Consider the following 16,743-nt stretch of genomic DNA (forward strand, 5'->3'; position numbering starts at 1 on the left):
TCCTTGGGGATCGTGGCGCGTGTGTCAGTGCTGGTTACATACGCCGGTTTGATATATGGGCTGACGGGCCGCATATCCAGGCATACCGCGGCCCGCCACGCAGTAGCCCCGGCTGCGGAATTTAACTTAATATGGGCCGGTCATATGCGTCAGCCGTGCCAGATCAAGGCCTGGTGCCCGGGTCAGCCGGCATTGCGCCGCGTTTAACGCGATGCAGGCCAGATCAAAATAGATAAATAGATATAACGGGTTGCCCAGCAACCTTCTCACAATTACCTGCCGGATCGTGCCATGCCCCTGCCGTTTACCCGCAAACAGCTTGTTGTCCCACTCTGGTTAAGCCTGGCGGTACTGGCGGGCTGCGCCACGGTGCCGCACCCGGACGCCACCGCCCCACAGACCGCCAGTGCTCCGGCTTCAGCCCCGGCCGAGGCCGCGCAAGAAGGGCCCTTGCCCAATGTGGAACTGACCGACCAACTGGTAATGCGGTTTCTGGTGGGCGATATCGCGCTGCAACGTGGCGAGCCGACGTTAGCGGCGCAAACCTGGAATGATCTGGCCAAACGCACGCACGATCCGCGCATTGCGCGCCGTGCCACCGAGGTGTCGATCGGGGCCGGCCAGTTGAATCTGGCGCTCGACTCCGCACAACTGTGGATCGATGCTTCGCCGCAAGCGCTGAACCCGCAACAAGTGATGCTGAGCCTGTTGCTGCGGGCCAACCGGCTGGAAGAAGCCAAGCCGCATCTGAAAAAACTGCTCGAAGCCAAACCGCAAGACGTGCCGTCTTTCATGATGCAAATGCATTTGCTGTGGGACAAAAACACCGATCGCGCAGCAGCGGCCCGCTTTACTGAAGAAGTCACCCAGCCTTATCTGAATTTGCCCGAAGCCCACTTTGCCCGCGCGGTGGCGTATGCCAATACCTCGCGCGTCAGCGACGCACTCAAAGAGCTGACTGCGGCCGAATCGTTGCGCCCAGCGTGGGAACCCGCCGTGCTGTATCGAGTGCAGTTGATGGCGGACCAGCCAGTGCAGGCGCGCATTGATTATCTGAAAGATGCGATGCGGCAGAACCCGGATTCGGCGCAAATCAAAACCACGCTGGCGCGCGAATACGTCAGCAATCGCCAGTTTAAAGAAGCGCGCGATCTGTACGAAGAAGCCCTGCGTAAACAGCCGGATATGCCGGAAGCGCTGGTCGGCTCCGGCCTGGTGGCGCTGGAAATGCGCGATCTGGACACCGCGTATTTGCGACTGTCCACCGCCGTGGTCAAGAGCCCGCGCACCACCAACAATCTGCGCCTCTACCTGGGGCAAATTGCGGAAGAACGCGGTCAGACCGCCACGGCGCTGGGTTGGTATCAAGGCGTTGATGGCGATATGAAAGACGCCGCACAGCAACGCATGATGCGCCTGTACGCCCGCGAAGGCCGTCCGGACGACGCCCTGGCGTTGATCCGCGCCCAACCGGCCACCACGCCACAAGAACGCGTGGTACGGGCGCAACTGGAAGCGCAAGTCTGGCGCGAAGCCAAGGATTACAACAAAGCCTGGGACGCGCTCTCCGCCGAGCTAAAGAAACAGCCCGATTCGCCGGACTTGTTATACGACCGGTCTTTGATCGCCGACCTGCAACACAATCTGCCTGCCGCTGAAACCGATCTGCATCGCTTTCTGCAATTGCAGCCGGATAGCGTGATGGGCCTGAATGCGCTGGGTTATACCCTGGCCAACCGCACTGATCGCCTCGACGAAGCCAACGGCTATCTGGAAAAAGCCATCGCCAAAGAACCGGATAACCCGGTTATCCAGGATAGCCTGGGCTGGCTGCGCTATCGCCAGGGGCGCTATGACGAAGCCAAAGATTTGCTGGGCAAAGCTTTTGTGGCGATGCCTGATGCCGAAATCGGCGCGCATCTGGCGGCGGTGCTGTGGCACAACGGCGATAAATCGGAAGCACGCAAAGTGCTGGCGACCGCGCAGAAACTCGATCCGACCAATGAAAGCGTGATTGAAATCAGCAAGACGGTGACGCAATGACCCGCACAGCATTGCGCACGTTTGCGCTGGCTGGCGTCGCGGCGGCGCTGTTGGCCGCTTGCGCCACACCACCGGCTCCGCCACGTTCAGCCGGTGAGCTGGTGGCGACGGGGCGGGTGGCGGTCAAACTGCCGTCCGAGAACAATCTGGCCAACTTTAGCTGGCGCGACGACGGCAAGCAGGCGCAACTGGATTTATCCAGCCCCTTGGGCAATACCGTGGCGGAGCTGACCTTTGACGGCAAAACGGCGCGCTTGCGTGACCAGGCCGGCAAAGAAACCGTAGCCGCCACGCCCGATGATCTGCTGAAAGCGCGTACCGGCTGGGAACTGCCCGCGGGCGGTTTGCGCTACTGGATCCAGGGCAAGGCCGATCCGTCTTCCCCTGCCGCGGTACGCGATACCGAGCAGGGCCGCCATATCGAACAGGCGGGTTGGTCTATCGATACTTCGGGGCATGTCGATGCCGGTAGCTTTGGCCCGCTGCCCAAGCGCATCGAAGCAACGCGGGCGACGGTCACCGTGACCATCGTAGTGACTGACTGGCAATGGCAGTAAATCGTGAGCAATTCTGTATCTAAAGGCTGGCAAGCCTATCCGGCGCCCGCCAAACTCAATCTGTTTTTGCACGTGGTGGGCCGTCGCGATGATGGCTATCACTTGCTGCAATCGGTGTTTCAGCTGATTGATCTGGCCGACACCATCCACTTGCGGCTGCGCGACGACACGCAGATCGTGCACCACAATCCTTTGCCCGATGTGCCGCCAGAAACCGATCTGACGGTGCGCGCGGCGCGTTTGTTACAAACTCATTCGGGCGTGGCCAAAGGTGTGGATATCCGCGTCGACAAGCGTATTCCCATGGGGGGGGGGCTGGGCGGCGGCAGCTCGGATGCGGCGACGGTCATGCTGGCGCTCAATCGGCTATGGGGCCTGGATCTGTCACGTAAGGTCTTGATGGAGCTGGGATTGCGGCTGGGCGCCGATGTGCCGTTCTTTATCTTTGGCCGCAACGCCTTTGTGGAAGGCGTGGGCGAGCAGATGCAGGAAATCGAAACCCCCGATTGCGCCTATGTGGTACTGCATCCACCGGTGCACGTTTCGACCCCGGCAATTTTTAAAGATGAACGCTTGACAAGGGATACGCCCTTAGTCAAAATGCGCGGCCTCAACGACATCGACTGCAGGAATGATCTGCAAGCGGTAGCGCTGGGTCAGCATCCGCTGATTGCTGAATACCTTGCCTGGCTGAGCCAGTTTGGTGTTGCGCGGATGACTGGATCAGGAAGCTGCGTGTTCACAAGATGTGCTTCACAAGGCGATGCGGATCGTGTAATATCCCGGCTTCCTGATGACATGACCGGTTATTCAGTAAGGTCAGTCAAGCAGCATCAGTTACGTGAATTTGCTTCGGATCGTTAAGAAGCAGGTTCAATAGGGGAGTCGCCAAGTTGGTTAAGGCATCGGATTTTGATTCCGACATGCGAAGGTTCGAATCCTTCTTCCCCTGCCAGTTTCGAAGATAGAAAAGCGTGTACTCAGGTTACACGCTTTTCGTTTTTTCAAGGCACGCAAATGGCTTACGACAGCCTCATGGTATTTACTGGCAACGCTAATCCCAAGCTTGCCGAAAGCGTCGTTAATCATCTCGATATCTCGCTGGGCCGTGCCACGGTTGGGCGTTTCTCTGATGGTGAAGTGACTGTCGAACTGCTGGAAAACGTCCGGGGCCGTGACGTCTTCGTTCTGCAATCCACCTGCGTGCCCACCAACGACAACATCATGGAAATGATGTTGATGGTCGATTCGCTCAAGCGCGCTTCGGCCGGTCGTATCACCGCCGCTATCCCCTACTTTGGTTATGCCCGCCAGGATCGCCGTCCGCGTTCTGCGCGTGTGCCTATCTCGGCCAAAGTGGTGGCCAACATGCTGCAGGTGGCGGGTGTGGATCGCGTGTTGACGGTAGATGTGCACGCCGACCAGATCCAGGGCTTCTTTGATATTCCGGTGGATAACATCTATTCCACGCCGGTTCTGCTGGCCGATATCCGCGCCAAGAACCACGAAGGTTTGATGGTGGTCAGCCCTGACGTCGGCGGCGTATTGCGTGCCCGCGCCATGGCCAAGCAACTGACCGTGGATATGGCGATTATCGACAAGCGTCGTCCCAAGGCCAATGTGGCCGAAGTCATGCACATCATCGGTGATGTTTCCGGCCGTACCTGCGTGATCATCGATGACATGATCGATACCGCCAACACGCTGGTCAAAGCCGCACAAGCGCTCAAGGCGCACGGTGCCGCCCGCGTGATTGCCTATGCCACCCACGCGGTGTTCTCAGGTGCAGCGGTCGAACGGATTGTGCAATCCGAGCTGGATGAAGTGGTGGTCACCGACACGATTCCGTTGTCGGAAGCCGCGCGTCATTCTGATCGCATCCGTGTAGTTTCTATTGCCGGTTTGCTGGCAGAAACCATGCGCCGCATCAACAACGAAGAATCGGTTTCTTCGCTGTTTGTGGATTAAGCCCCGAGCTGATCGGGCAACAAGATTTAACCGAGGCGAGCCTGTGCTCGCCTCTCGTCATTTAAACCAATGACGGTTTTAACCCGAATTTGAGGGAATCGTCCCTCGAATCCTGTGTCGTTCTGGTCGCGGGCGGCACGGGTACATAGTGAAATGGAGTTCTAACCATGTCTTTCGAAATCAAAGCCCAAAGTCGCGCAGCGCAGGGTACCGGTGCGAGCCGCCGCCTGCGTAAAGCCGGCAAGCTGCCCGGTATTGTTTACGGTGGCGGCAAGGCCCCCGTTGTGATCGAACTGGATCACAACAGCATGTGGTACACCCTGAAGGAAGAAGCGTTCCACACCTCGATCGTCAAGATCGAAGTGGAAGGCGGCGATACCGAACAGGCCCTGCTGCGCTCGGTGCAATACCACCCGTTCCGCCAGCTGGTTCTGCACGTTGACTTCCAACGCGTTGATGCCAACACCAGCGTTGAAGTGCGCGTTCCGCTGCACTTTATCAACGGCGACGTTGCTCCGGGCGTCAAGCTCGACGGCGGCTCGATCAGCCACGTGCTGAACGAAGTTCTGGTGCGCTCCGCTGCAACCAGCATTCCTGAGTTCATCGACGTTGATCTGAGCGTGCTGGGTAACGGCAACAACTCGGTTCACTTGTCCGACCTCAAGCTGCCGGAAGGCGTTGAGCTGATGTCCCTGGTACGTGGCGAAGATTTGGCAATTGCCAACCTGAACGCTGCCAAGGGCGAATAATCGTTCAGCTTTGCTGATTGATTGTTGAGAAGACGGCCAGATTGATCTGGCCGTTTTTTTATGCGCGGCATCCGCGTAAACGTATTGCTGCGCTGACCCGCTGCGATGGGGGCGGTATGATGGCGCTTTGCGCAAACAAGCTTCAGCTATGGCTATCAAACTGATCGTGGGCCTGGGTAATCCGGGCGCCGAATACGCAGCAACCCGGCACAATGCCGGCTTCTGGTGGATTGACGAACTGGCGCGTGAAGGCGGTGCCAGCTTGCGCCACGAAAGCAAATTTCATGGTCTGGTGGGCAAGGCACGGCTGCATGGCAAAGATGTGTGGTTGCTGGAGCCGCAGACCTTTATGAACCGCAGCGGTTTATCGGTGGTAGCGCTGGCACAGTTCTACCGCGTGCTGCCGGATGAAATTCTGGTAGTGCACGACGAACTCGATATTCCCGCGGGCCAGGCCAAGCTCAAACTCGGCGGCGGCAATGGCGGCCACAACGGCCTTAAGGATATCCAGGCCCATCTATCGACCCCCAATTTCTGGCGCCTGCGCCTTGGCATCGGTCATCCGGGCGATCGGAATGAGGTGGTCAACTTTGTGTTGAAGCCGCCGCGCAAAGAAGAACAAGAACTTATCGACGGCGCGATGGTGCGGGCGCAGAACCTGCTGCAGCATATGCTGGCTGGCGATATGGAAACCGCGATGCAGCAACTTCACACCGACGACGCCAAAAAGCGCCCACACAAAAAGGCGCCCGAAGCATGAGTGAAACCAGCACAGCACGTATCCCGGTCAATCTGATCACCGGTTTTCTCGGCGTGGGCAAGACCACGGCGGTGGCCAATTTATTGGCAGGCAAGCCTGCCGACGAGTTCTGGGCCGTGGTGGTGAATGAATTTGGCGAAGTGGGGATTGATGGCGCCACTTTGTCAGTGGCGGGTGACGGCTTGCAGGTGGCCGAGGTGCCCGGCGGCTGCATTTGCTGCACCACCAGCCCGATGCTGCGCGTGAATCTGAACAAGCTGGTACAAGGGCGGCGACCTGATCGCATCTTGATTGAGCCGTCCGGACTCGGCCATCCCGCCGGCATTATCGATTTGCTGCGTGACCCGTTCATGGCCAAGACCTTCGAAGTGCGCGCGGTGCTGACGCTGGTCGACGCGCGTCATCTGGAGGACGCACGCTACGCGCGCAACGAGACGTGGCGCGATCAGATCGAGTTGGCCGATGTGCTGGTGCTGAACAAGGTGGATCTGGCTGATGCCGAGCAGATTGATCGCGCTGAAGCAATGGGCCGTGCTTTGTTTCCGCCCAAGCTGGCAATGATCAGCACGCGCAAGGGCGTGATCGATCCGGCCTTGCTGGATGCGCCGCTGGATCCGGCGCGTTGGCAGTTCGAGCATAAGGCGCCCGAAGCGCATCAACACGCGCCGCTGGCCCCGACGCGCAAGGCCGCCGCCGTGGCTGCGCCGGCTGAATTGCCGCAGGGCGATCTGCCGGTGCGCAAGACGCAGTCCAGCCTGGGTTCACATGCGTGCGGCTGGGTGTTTAGCGATCAGGTGATGTTCGATAGCGGCGCAATCGCCGATCTGTTTGAAGCCATGAATGACGCCGCCAGTCTGGGGCTGACGGGTCTGCAACGTGCTAAAGGCGTGTTCCAGACCGAGCGCGACTGGTATCGCTTTGACTGGGTCGATGGCTATCCCAGCGCCAACGTGTCGGCGTGGCGCCGCGACACGCGCGTTGAACTGATTGTCGCCGCCAGCGTAGCGCCGGACTGGCAGGCGGTGGAGCAGCGCTTGCTGGCTGCCCGCATCCGCCCTGCCGCGGTGTCCGAGGCTTAACGCAGAACCTGGCGGATTTGCGCCAGCGTGCTTTGGGCGTCGGCTTCGCGCCCGCGTTGCTGCATCGCCGTCAGATACTGCGCCAGCGCCCGTTCCAGATCGCCCAGCGTGTGCACCGTATCCATTTGCCCGATCAGATTATCCAGCGTGCCATGGTGGGTATGGTTGCTCACATTGAGAATCGCGCGGATGCGGGCGATCTGGCTGGCCGGTAGCTTGGCACTGGCGTGAATGGGCGCTACTGCCGCATGCCCTGGGGCTGCCGGCGCGGACGGAGCGGCAGTTTTGCTGGCGGGCATGCTGCCATGACGCTCGATCAGCCCATCCCATTCCAGTTCAAGCAATCGGTGCACCAGTTCTTTTTCATCCATCGCCAGGGGCAGCGCATGGTTGGGCGTTTTGCCGTCGATCATGATCAGCAGTTGGCGCAGTTTGAGCGATAGCCCACTGGCGCGCGTGGTGATTTCTTCATGGCCCCGATCAGTCTTGCGGTAAATCACGTCGAGCATAGTCGATCCCTCCCGAGAACGTCGCGGGCTCACTCTCTGCGCGGAGTGATGCACTCGCATATTAGAGCTTCGTGTTTTACTGCAATTGTCCTGTAACTGAAAGCGTGTAGGGAAGGATGTGACGCTTACGAGACAGATGGGACAGCGGAAGCGACCAGTGGTCGTGCTGCCGTAAAGCTTTCAGCATTCTCGTCAGCGGGCAAGCTGGCGGTTTGCCACCGGAGTTATCAAACGGGATAGCAGAGCAGGGTGGTCTGCGCATTACGCCAACAAAAAGGGCAAACCCGCAGGTTTGCCCTTGTTTACCACCACCAGTGTGGGCGGGTTACAGGCCGCCGTAGGAATGCAGGCCGCTCAGGAACATATTCACGCCGATAAAGGCAAAGGTGGTCACGACCAGACCCACCACCGCCCACCACGCCAGCACATTGCCGCGCCAGCCTTTGACCAGACGGACGTGCAACCAGGCGGCGTAGTTAAGCCATACGATCAGCGCCCAGGTTTCTTTGGGATCCCAGCTCCAGTAACCGCCCCAGGCATCGGCCGCCCAGGCAGCGCCAAGAATGGTGGCGATGGTAAAGAACAGAAAGCCCACCGTGATCGCCTTGTACATCACGTCGCCCAGCACTTCATACGACGGCAAGCGGGTGGCCAGGATGTTTTGCGACACCAGCAATTGCGCCACGCCCAGCATCGCCGCCAACGAGAATGCGCCATAGCCGATAAAGTTGGCGGGGACATGGATCTTCATCCACCACGATTGCAGCGCGGGAATCAGCGGCTGGATTTCATGCGCCTGGCGGTCCAGCGAATACCACAGAATAAAAGCAACGGCCGCCGAGATTACCAGCAGGACAAAGGCACCCATGCTGCGCGCACGGAAGCGGGCTTCGTAATACAGATACATCAGCGTGGTGATCAGACAGAACAGGATGAACACTTCATACAGATTGGAGACCGGAATATGGCCCACATCCGCGCCTATCAGATAGCTTTCATACCAACGCACCAGCAGCGCGGTAAGCGCGGCCAGCGCGGCGGTCCATGCCATGCCGGAGGCGATGCCCAGTGCGGTCTCGGAGCGACGCAGCATGCCAAACCAGTAGGTGCATGTTGATAACACGTACAGCACGCACATCCACATCACCGCCGACTGGCTGGCCAGCAGATATTTAAGCAAGAAGGCGTGCTGTGCCCGGCCCAGATCATTGCCATAAGCCGCGGTGCCAATCAGCGCCAGCACACCGGCGGCCGGCAGAAAATAACGCATGGCAGGCCAGAACCAGCCAAACCAGATCAGCCCGGCTGTCACACCGGCAAGAATGGCTTGCTCGTAATAATCCATATGCGCGCCGTAGCGGCTAAAGGCGAAACCCGCCGCCAGCAACATCAGGACGGCGAAAACAAAATCGAGTGGCTGGCGCCGGGTCAGGCTGAGCGTGGTCATGCTCATTCTCCTTGGGGTGGCGCAGGCAACAAGGCGTTGCGATGCGCAGCAAAAGTGGTGTCCAGTTCGGCCGGGCGGCGATTGCCCGCCAACGACAGCAAGGTCTGACCATCGCCAACGCGAAGCCAGACCCGTTCTTCACGCATATAAAACATGCAGAAGATGCCGATAACCAACAGGATGGAACCGAAGAAGATCACAGGTTCGCCGGGTGAACGCGTCAACTGGAAGCCGCTGGATTTTACTTCGGTGAATGCGTCAAATTGAAGAAATACCGGACTGCCGTATTCATAGAACCCACTGCTGGCGACCAGACTGTCCATCAAAAAGTGATAGTTTTCTGCGGTCATCGGCAGCGGGGGTAGCCCGGCTTTCTGTTGTGCCAGATCCATGGCATCAACGGTAGCGTTTTGCAGAATTTTCAGATAAGTCTGAGCGACCGTGGCGCGCTTGTCCGCGGGCACCTTGGTCTCGATAAACTTGTCGATCTGATTGAAACCGCCCTGACCAAACTGGCGCAGGATGGCTTGCGTGACAGACTGGAAGTCGTCCCGGCGCGTGCTGGAAAAGCCACCGTCGGCAAAGGCCTTGTCCGCCGTGCGCCGCGCAATCTCGGGGTAATTGGCCGGGTCCAGCATCACATTGCGCAGCCGCATATAGGCGTCGGTCTTGTTCTCGCTATCCAGCGGCACGCGGATGAACTGGAACTGCGCCGTGATGTCCTTGCGCACACCGGTCAACAAATAGGTCGCGCCATCGGCATAGAAGGGCGACAGATAATTGAGGTACTCGACGGCCTGGCCGGCCTGATCGCGCAATTTGTACTGAATTGACGGACCCATATTGCGCAGGGCACGGCTGGATTTGACCGACTGCGCTGATGCCAGCGCTTGCTCAACCTTGTTCACCGCCACCGTCGACGTATCGCCCGCCGGCTTGCCCATGTTTTCGACGTTGGTAACGCGCAGATCGCCGAATTCCAGCGTATACGGTTTGCCATCCAGCGTGACGTTCTGGCTGGTCTTGGAGGTGGCGTTGAGCCTGGACGGCGCACGACCGCCCAGATCCCAGGCGGTAAATTGCAGGGCCGAGCCGCCGTCGCCAAAGCTGGACTGGTAAATGGCGATGCCATCGACCACCAGCGGCTTGTTTACCTCGACAACGCCGCTTTTGATGATTTTGCCGCTCTGGCGATCCAGCACATCAATGGTGGAGGCAAAGCGCTTGGGCATGCCGGTGCTGTAGTAATCAACCTGGAATTGCTTGAGTCGCAATGCGAACGGCAAATCCTGCACAAAATAGCCTTCGCCCTCGTTCAGGAACACCACATCGCCCACGGCGCCTTCCGGCAGGGTGACGTTGCCGCGGAAAGACAGATTGCCAATGCCGAGGCGGCTTTCCGGGGGGACTTTGCTTTGCGGGATGTCGCGGGTTTCGGCCTTTTTGTTGCCGACAACTTCGCGCAGCTTGAGTGGCAAATTGCCATCCATCAAGCCGCCGATACAGATCACCACGATGGCGGCATGCGCAAACAGATAACCCAGTCGTTGCGCCGCACCCTTTTTGGCGGCCAGCAACCAGACGCCGTTGGCTTCGTTGATGCGCCAGCGGTAGCCAGCGCGCTTCAGATAATCTTGCGCGGCTTGGCGATCGACCACCTGATCGCCCTCAACCTCGGCGTGATGCGCCATCAGGCGCAGTGAATTACGCGTGGCATGTTCCCGAAAACTGCGGATGTCTTTGATCATGCCCGGCGCGTGCCGGTAGATACAGAGCGACGTCGACAGCATCAAAAAGCCCAGGATCGTCATGAACCAGGCGGCGTGATACACATCGAACAGCCCGATCGGCTCAAAGATGCCGAACCAGAAATCGCCGAACTCGATGCGGTAATCGACGAACTGTTGGCCCTGCTTGAGCACCGTTCCGATGATCGAAGCTATCGCCACGACCGCCAGCAAGCTCACTGCAAAGCGCATTGAAGAAAGCAGCTCGTACAGGGCACGGCTGAATGGAACTTGGCGGCTAGGGCGGGCGATGGTCGGGCTCATAAAGCAAAAAAGGAGCGACAAGCGCCCCTCTTGTATACATTGCGCCGGAACCAGGGCTCAGGCGCAGGGGTGGGCAGATCAGTGCAGCGACTGGATATACTCGGCGACAGCCTTGATATCCTGGTCGGACATCCGACCGGCGACGTCTTCCATCACCTGGTTGTTATTGCGTTCACCAGTGCGGAAGGTGTTCAGCTGCGCAATCACATAGGCGCTATGCTGACCGGCCACACGCGGGAACTGTGCCGGCATGCCGGAACCCGCAGGGCCGTGACAGGCCATACAGGCGGGCAGGCTCTTGGCGGCAATACCACCGCGATAGATTTTTTCACCGGCTGCGATCAGCGTCTTGTCGGACGCGCCACCTTCTTTCGGCTTCTGCTGGCTGAAGTACGCGGCGACATTGTGCATATCGGCGTCAGACAGTTGCGAAGCCATGCCGAACATCACTGCGTTCTTGCGCTTTTGCGTCTTGAACTCAGTGAGTTGCTTGTAGATATATTCGGGATGCTGGCCAGCCAGGCGCGGATTAGCCGCGACGACGCTGTTACCATCCGCGCCGTGGCAAGCCGCACAGACTTTGTCCACGATTTCCTTGCCCTTGGCGGGATCGCCTTTGGTGGGCCCTGCGGCAAATACGCTACCGCTCATCATCACTAATGCTGTGAACAGGGCTGCAACAGGCGCGCTGCGCATAACTAGCTCCCTTGTGTTTATTGGTATTCCCGTCGGCAGGACCGGCGGCGTGTCAAATCCTGATATTCTATATCAAGACCAAAAGCCAGACTACACACCCATGCCCTTGTTTCGCGGACTCCGCTTTCTTACCACCGTTAACGACCTGCGTATGTTGCCCCTCGAAGGTGTAGAGGTTGCATTTGCCGGGCGTTCCAATGCCGGCAAGTCCAGCGCCATCAACACCCTTGCCAACCATACGCGCCTTGCCTTTGTTTCCAAGACGCCAGGTCGCACGCAACACATCAATTACTTCGACTTTGGCAATGATCGCCGCCTGGTCGACCTGCCTGGATATGGCTATGCCGAGGTGCCCGAAGCAGTACGCCGGCACTGGCAAACCATGCTGGGACGCTATCTGGCAGAGCGCCCGAACCTGATCGGCCTGGTGCTGATCATGGATTCGCGGCGGCCTTTGCTGGAGCTGGATCGCCGCATGCTTGACTGGTTTCTGCCGACCGGCAAGCCGGTGCATATCATGCTTACAAAATCTGACAAACTCTCTAACCAGGAGAAGCAAACCGTGCTTCGCAAGGTGCAAAAAGAGTTTGCTGATAATGACAAGGTGACGGTCCAGTTATTTTCCAGCCTGAAAAAACAGGGCGCCGAAGAGACGGAAACCGTTGTAGGTCAATGGTTTGAGGCGATAGAGCCTCAAGTGACAGACGGCGCAGAATAATTCCTTGAACTTTGCGCGTAGCTTTCTATCCTAAAAGCTAGGTGCGCCCCTGCACCTCCCGCTTTTCCTCCCTGAGCGGGTGCCTCGGCCTAGCGCCGGGGCGTATTACACCCCGGTCATTCTCCCCTTGGGCCGGGGTTTCTTTTGCGCGTCGTTTACGTAAAGCCGAACGCGCGGACAGAATCAGCGCACCCCCGTAAGGTATTATTCACACGCGCGCGAGCGCAGATTTTGCACTTTCGTACGCCCTGCGGCGCTTTTTCTGCCCGGTTTTGCGCCGGTCTCGGCATCTGTTTTCCCCTTCTACGCTCAGACCGACGCCCGGGATTGCACACGCGCCTGGTCGATCTGGCGCAGGGATAGTCGCTCTGGTGTATTACAAACAGAGAGGGCGGCTGCCGTGCGATGCCCAAGCGGCCCGTGTCCATTCCACCCTCGCCACATCATCGAAGAGGTTAGCCATGAGCCTGCTGCGCGCCGTTCACGCCGATATCACCACGCTCGCGATCGATGCCATCGTCAATGCGGCCAATGAATCGCTGCTCGGGGGCGGTGGTGTAGATGGGGCGATCCACCGAGCGGCCGGGCCACGTTTGCTTGACGCCTGCCGCAAACTGGGACGCTGCCCCACCGGGGAGGCGCGCATCACGCCGGGCTTCGATCTACCTGCCCGATTTGTGATCCACACCGTCGGCCCGGTCTGGCATGGCGGGCAGGCCAACGAGGCGGCACTGCTGGCGGCGTGCTATCGCAATAGCCTGCAACTGGCTGCCGAGCATGGCATCAAGCGCATTGCCTTTCCGGCGATCAGCACCGGTGTGTATGGCTATCCGCTGGATGAGGCCACGCGCATTGCCATTAATACCGTGCGCGAAGTCACCGAAGACGCGGCCATGCCGCAAGAGGTGATTTTCTGCTGCTACTCAGCGCACGACTTTGCCTTGTACGAAGGCGAAATGCTCGCACCCCCGGGCCTTGGCACCTGAGCGTGCAACCGGCTTGCCGCCTGCCAGGCCGCGGCATACAGTGGCGGCCTTGTCGATGTAGAGCCTGCCCATGACCCGCCAGACGCTGACGCTAGACCCGTCCATGATCGAATACTTTGCGCAGATCGCTTGGCGCGAAGCCCCCGCGCTGGCCGCCTTGCGCAGCGAAACCGCCACGCACCGGCTAGCTAAAATGCAACTGGCGCCCGAGCAAGGCGCGTTGCTGGATTTGCTGCTGAAGTTGATCGGCGCGCGCCGTTATATCGAAGCAGGCACATTCACCGGCTATAGCGCACTGACGGCGGCACTGGCGATGGGCGAAGGCAGCGAGGTCATCGCCTGCGACGTCAGCCGCGAATTTACCGCGCTGGCTGAGCAGCACTGGCAGCAGGCCGGGGTGGCCGCGCGCATCAAGCTGGTGCTGCAGCCCGCCTTGTATACCCTGGATGAGTTATTGGCGCAGGGGCAAGCGGGGACGTTTGATTGCGTACTGATCGACGCCGACAAGCCCGGTTATCCCGATTATTACGAGCGCGCTTTGCAATTGCTGCGGGTGGGCGGATTGATTGTGCTGGATAACATGTTTCTGGGCGGCCGCGTCGCCAGGCCGGCGGCAGATGAGCCACCTGGCGTGGCCATCATTCGCCAGCTTAATCAGCAACTACATGCCGATGCGCGCATTGATCTGTGCGTGCTGCCGATAGGCGACGGCATGACGCTGGCCAGAAAACGCTAGATACGCATCCCGCCAGCGCCGCTGCAGATCAAGCCAACGCTCACAGCCAGGGCGGCGGATCGTTCGGATCAATAGGGGGCGGTGGCAAGCGTTCGGCCAGCACAGCCGGTGCCGGTGCCGGTGCTGCACTGGCCCTGGGTTTTCGCGGCGCGCGCGGCGGCGCTGCGGCGGCCAGTTGCGCCAGCACATCTGCCACATCCTGGCCGCGTAAAGCTTCGGGCCACCATTGCGCAAACGGGCTGATATCCGCCCCGTGCGCTACATACCATTTTTTGGCAGCTGCATCCCAGCGCGCGCCGAGTGCCTTGGCCTGATCTTTCTCGGCAAACGGCACGGCCAGGTACAACTGCACTTTTGCGTTACTCACACCGATATCCTGCAAAGCTTAAGGATGGGCATTATAAAACGCGATGGGGTCCGACACGGGCAAGCGGAAGGCACTGCATGCGCCCAGCTTGACCTCAAACGGCTCGGCGCCGTGGCCTTGCACATAGAAAGAAGTCGGGCCAGCTTTATCCACCCACACAATCTGCTGCACCGACTTGGCGGCCGGATCAATCGAGGCCTCGTAGTACGGCTCCATCACCATCTTCACATTGGTCTGGATCATCACCAGCTTGCGGCCACCCGCCGGGGCGTCATATTGCGCGTCCAGCTCGTAATAGCCCGCTTGCGGCGCGACAAACTCATAGCGCGATTTTGCCTGGTTGGCATTACACGCAATCACCGGCGGCATGACGATGTCAGCGGGCGCTTTGCGGGTCCAGATGACGGTGGTGGGCGAGTAGCCCGCAACCTTGCGATTGAGCGCCAGCTCACGATAGAACCAGTAGTCGTGCGTCAGGCTCCATTGCTGGATCGGGTGGAAGTCAGAACGCGTCGAGATCAGCATGTCGGCTTGCGGTAGCGCCGCAGCGGCCTTGGCGCGTTGTGAGCCCATGGCATGGATGACCGCATCGACGTGCCACAGCGAAAAGCTGCGCCGCGTAGCACTGAACAGGCCCCAGTATTCTTCGATGACCGTGCCCTTGAAGCTACGAGCCAGCTGGATGTACTCGCGCCAGTCCGTGCTCAGGTAGCCACCCAGTTCCGGCACATAAAAGCGTTGGGTATCGGCTTGCGCTGCGTGCAGATCGCGCTGCCAGCGCGCGGTTTGCAGGCCAGCAACCACCAGGCCGGCCAGCGCCATCAAACCAAGCAGGATGGTCCACGGCTTGCTGCGGCGGGCTGCGTTGGAAAACACGCGGGGTATGAAATAAACCACCAGGCCCAGGCCGGTGAAATAGCCCCACAACGAAAAGTTATAGAGATACGCCGCCAGCACGTGGCCGCCGATGCAGGCCAGCATGCCGCCCAACAAGGTGGTCCAGCCCAGACCCGCCAGCAGTACATGCCGTTGCTGCCGTGTGCGCCAGGCCCAGATGGTGATGCCAATCAGCATCACGCCCGGAAAGCGCAGTACCGGCAACATCAGGTTGCCGATGTCCTTGATGCCGTAAAAGCGCTCGGCGTCGTCGTAAGGCATGAACAGCCACCACTGATCACGCGCCACATCCATAAAGTTGTAGCTGAGCATCGCCCCCGGATGGCCTGCGGTAAACAGGGTCAGCAAGACCAGCCAGATCACCAGGGTGGCGGCAGCGTAGGCAATGCGGTGGACCCAACGGCCACCGCGTTGCGGCAGGAGCACAAACACAAACAGCAGCCCGAACACCAGCGCGGTGGGATAGGCAAAATCGTTGGACCACAGCAGCAATACGCCAGCGATAAAGGCCGTTCCCAGCGTCAGGCTCCAGGGCGAGCGCATTCTTGGGCTAAAAAAGCTGAACAACAACACCATCAGATAAGGGGCAAATGCGCGCAGTGGCCGCTGCGAATTGCCCGGTGTGACTGACGCCATCATGAACTGGGGCAAGCGCCCCATGGCGGTGGGGTGAAACAGCATGATCAAGGCCACGCCAAACAAAAACAGGGTGCTGGCGATGGCCAGAGACACCACAAAACGGCGCTGCCCGGTGACCAGGTGGATGATGGTGCCGCCTGCCAGCGAACCCGCAATCAGCGTCAGCATCCAGGCGCCGGCAGTCGAGGCGGCCAGGTTGGCGCCCATGATCTTGAAGGGCAGGTAGAGCAGCAGAAGCGGGCCGATGCCCAGGTAAGGCAGAAAGTCGCGGCCCGGAAACAGATGGGCATCCAGCCGGTACAGGCCACTGGCGGTCTGAAACGCGCCATCAACGTGGAAGAAAGGCAAGTCCACGGTCACCGTCAGGGCATAAGTAATCGCGTAGATCAGCCAGAAGGCAACCGCGGCATACGCGCACAGTAGCGCGTTGCGGGAGAGATTGAAGGGCATGTGAGTCCTGGCAGGAAAATGAAAGCGCGCAGCAATCGTATGGTGTAAGTATTAAAAATGCTCGTTTGCGATGATTCTTGCAAATTTAGTA

General features: G+C 59.4%; 16 protein-coding genes and 1 tRNA gene. 11 read left to right on the plus strand and 6 right to left on the minus strand.

The window, feature by feature from the left end; translation table 11 throughout:
- Positions 1-291: 291 nt before the first annotated feature.
- The 8 genes from ACYQ1A_RS14905 to ACYQ1A_RS14940 all read left to right on the plus strand — a co-directional run bounded on the left by ACYQ1A_RS14905 (position 292) and on the right by ACYQ1A_RS14940 (position 7,156).
- Positions 292-2,043 carry a tetratricopeptide repeat protein gene (locus ACYQ1A_RS14905; RefSeq protein WP_499363210.1) on the plus strand — a complete coding sequence of 584 codons (1,752 nt, stop codon included), beginning with the start codon at positions 292-294 and terminating at the stop codon, positions 2,041-2,043.
- Positions 2,040-2,600 (plus strand): lipoprotein insertase outer membrane protein LolB, encoded by a 561-nt coding sequence (gene lolB, locus ACYQ1A_RS14910; RefSeq protein WP_062222934.1) that lies wholly within the window; start codon positions 2,040-2,042, stop codon positions 2,598-2,600. Before ACYQ1A_RS14905 ends, lolB begins: the two co-directional genes overlap by 4 nt.
- Before the next feature lie 3 nt (positions 2,601-2,603).
- A complete protein-coding gene (gene ispE, locus ACYQ1A_RS14915) occupies positions 2,604-3,464 on the plus strand; it encodes a 4-(cytidine 5'-diphospho)-2-C-methyl-D-erythritol kinase (protein WP_499363213.1) in 861 nt (286 codons plus the stop codon).
- A 14-nt stretch (positions 3,465-3,478) separates the two neighbouring features.
- Positions 3,479-3,555 (plus strand) — tRNA-Gln (locus ACYQ1A_RS14920).
- Positions 3,556-3,617: 62 nt separating this feature from the next.
- Positions 3,618-4,568: a ribose-phosphate pyrophosphokinase gene (locus ACYQ1A_RS14925; RefSeq protein WP_499363215.1), complete on the plus strand. Its 951-nt coding sequence runs from the start codon at positions 3,618-3,620 to the stop codon at positions 4,566-4,568.
- 167 nt (positions 4,569-4,735) lie between these two features.
- Entirely contained in the window at positions 4,736-5,317 is a 582-nt protein-coding gene (locus tag ACYQ1A_RS14930) for a 50S ribosomal protein L25/general stress protein Ctc (RefSeq protein ID WP_053939704.1), read from the plus strand.
- 148 nt (positions 5,318-5,465) lie between these two features.
- Positions 5,466-6,077, plus strand: coding sequence for an aminoacyl-tRNA hydrolase (gene pth, locus ACYQ1A_RS14935; RefSeq protein ID WP_499363217.1), 612 nt, complete (start codon positions 5,466-5,468; stop codon positions 6,075-6,077).
- Entirely contained in the window at positions 6,074-7,156 is a 1,083-nt protein-coding gene (locus ACYQ1A_RS14940; RefSeq protein ID WP_499363219.1) for a CobW family GTP-binding protein, read from the plus strand. Before pth ends, ACYQ1A_RS14940 begins: the two co-directional genes overlap by 4 nt.
- Here ACYQ1A_RS14940 and ACYQ1A_RS14945 read toward each other — a convergent pair.
- The 4 genes from ACYQ1A_RS14945 to ACYQ1A_RS14960 all read right to left on the minus strand — a co-directional run bounded on the left by ACYQ1A_RS14945 (position 7,153) and on the right by ACYQ1A_RS14960 (position 11,859).
- Positions 7,153-7,665, minus strand: coding sequence for a hypothetical protein (locus tag ACYQ1A_RS14945; protein ID WP_499363221.1), 513 nt, complete (start codon positions 7,663-7,665; stop codon positions 7,153-7,155). The genes ACYQ1A_RS14940 and ACYQ1A_RS14945 overlap by 4 nt on opposite strands.
- 325 nt (positions 7,666-7,990) lie before the next feature.
- Positions 7,991-9,112: a c-type cytochrome biogenesis protein CcsB gene (gene ccsB / locus ACYQ1A_RS14950; RefSeq protein WP_499363223.1), complete on the minus strand. Its 1,122-nt coding sequence runs from the start codon at positions 9,110-9,112 to the stop codon at positions 7,991-7,993.
- Between the two features lie 2 nt (positions 9,113-9,114).
- Positions 9,115-11,184: a cytochrome c biogenesis protein ResB gene (locus ACYQ1A_RS14955; RefSeq protein WP_499363225.1), complete on the minus strand. Its 2,070-nt coding sequence runs from the start codon at positions 11,182-11,184 to the stop codon at positions 9,115-9,117.
- Positions 11,185-11,241: 57 nt separating this feature from the next.
- Positions 11,242-11,859, minus strand: a complete 618-nt coding sequence (locus tag ACYQ1A_RS14960; RefSeq protein ID WP_499363227.1) for a c-type cytochrome — start codon at positions 11,857-11,859, stop codon at positions 11,242-11,244.
- A 100-nt stretch (positions 11,860-11,959) separates the two neighbouring features.
- Here ACYQ1A_RS14960 and yihA point away from each other — a divergent pair, with 100 nt between their 5' ends.
- From yihA to ACYQ1A_RS14975, 3 genes are all read left to right on the plus strand, one after another.
- Positions 11,960-12,577 (plus strand): ribosome biogenesis GTP-binding protein YihA/YsxC, encoded by a 618-nt coding sequence (gene yihA, locus ACYQ1A_RS14965; protein WP_499363329.1) that lies wholly within the window; start codon positions 11,960-11,962, stop codon positions 12,575-12,577.
- A 461-nt stretch (positions 12,578-13,038) separates the two neighbouring features.
- On the plus strand, positions 13,039-13,563 hold the full coding sequence (locus tag ACYQ1A_RS14970) for an O-acetyl-ADP-ribose deacetylase (protein ID WP_062224669.1): 525 nt from the start codon (positions 13,039-13,041) through the stop codon (positions 13,561-13,563).
- A gap of 70 nt (positions 13,564-13,633) precedes the next feature.
- Entirely contained in the window at positions 13,634-14,299 is a 666-nt protein-coding gene (locus tag ACYQ1A_RS14975; protein WP_499363230.1) for a class I SAM-dependent methyltransferase, read from the plus strand.
- 40 nt (positions 14,300-14,339) lie between these two features.
- Here ACYQ1A_RS14975 and ACYQ1A_RS14980 read toward each other — a convergent pair whose 3' ends face one another.
- Both ACYQ1A_RS14980 and ACYQ1A_RS14985 read right to left on the minus strand, forming a co-directional pair.
- Positions 14,340-14,666, minus strand: coding sequence for a DUF5710 domain-containing protein (locus ACYQ1A_RS14980; protein WP_499363231.1), 327 nt, complete (start codon positions 14,664-14,666; stop codon positions 14,340-14,342).
- 18 nt (positions 14,667-14,684) lie between these two features.
- Entirely contained in the window at positions 14,685-16,652 is a 1,968-nt protein-coding gene (locus tag ACYQ1A_RS14985; RefSeq protein ID WP_499363233.1) for a hypothetical protein, read from the minus strand.
- Between the last annotated feature and the right edge of the window lie 91 nt (positions 16,653-16,743).

This window comes from Silvimonas sp. JCM 19000 (genome assembly GCF_054652575.1).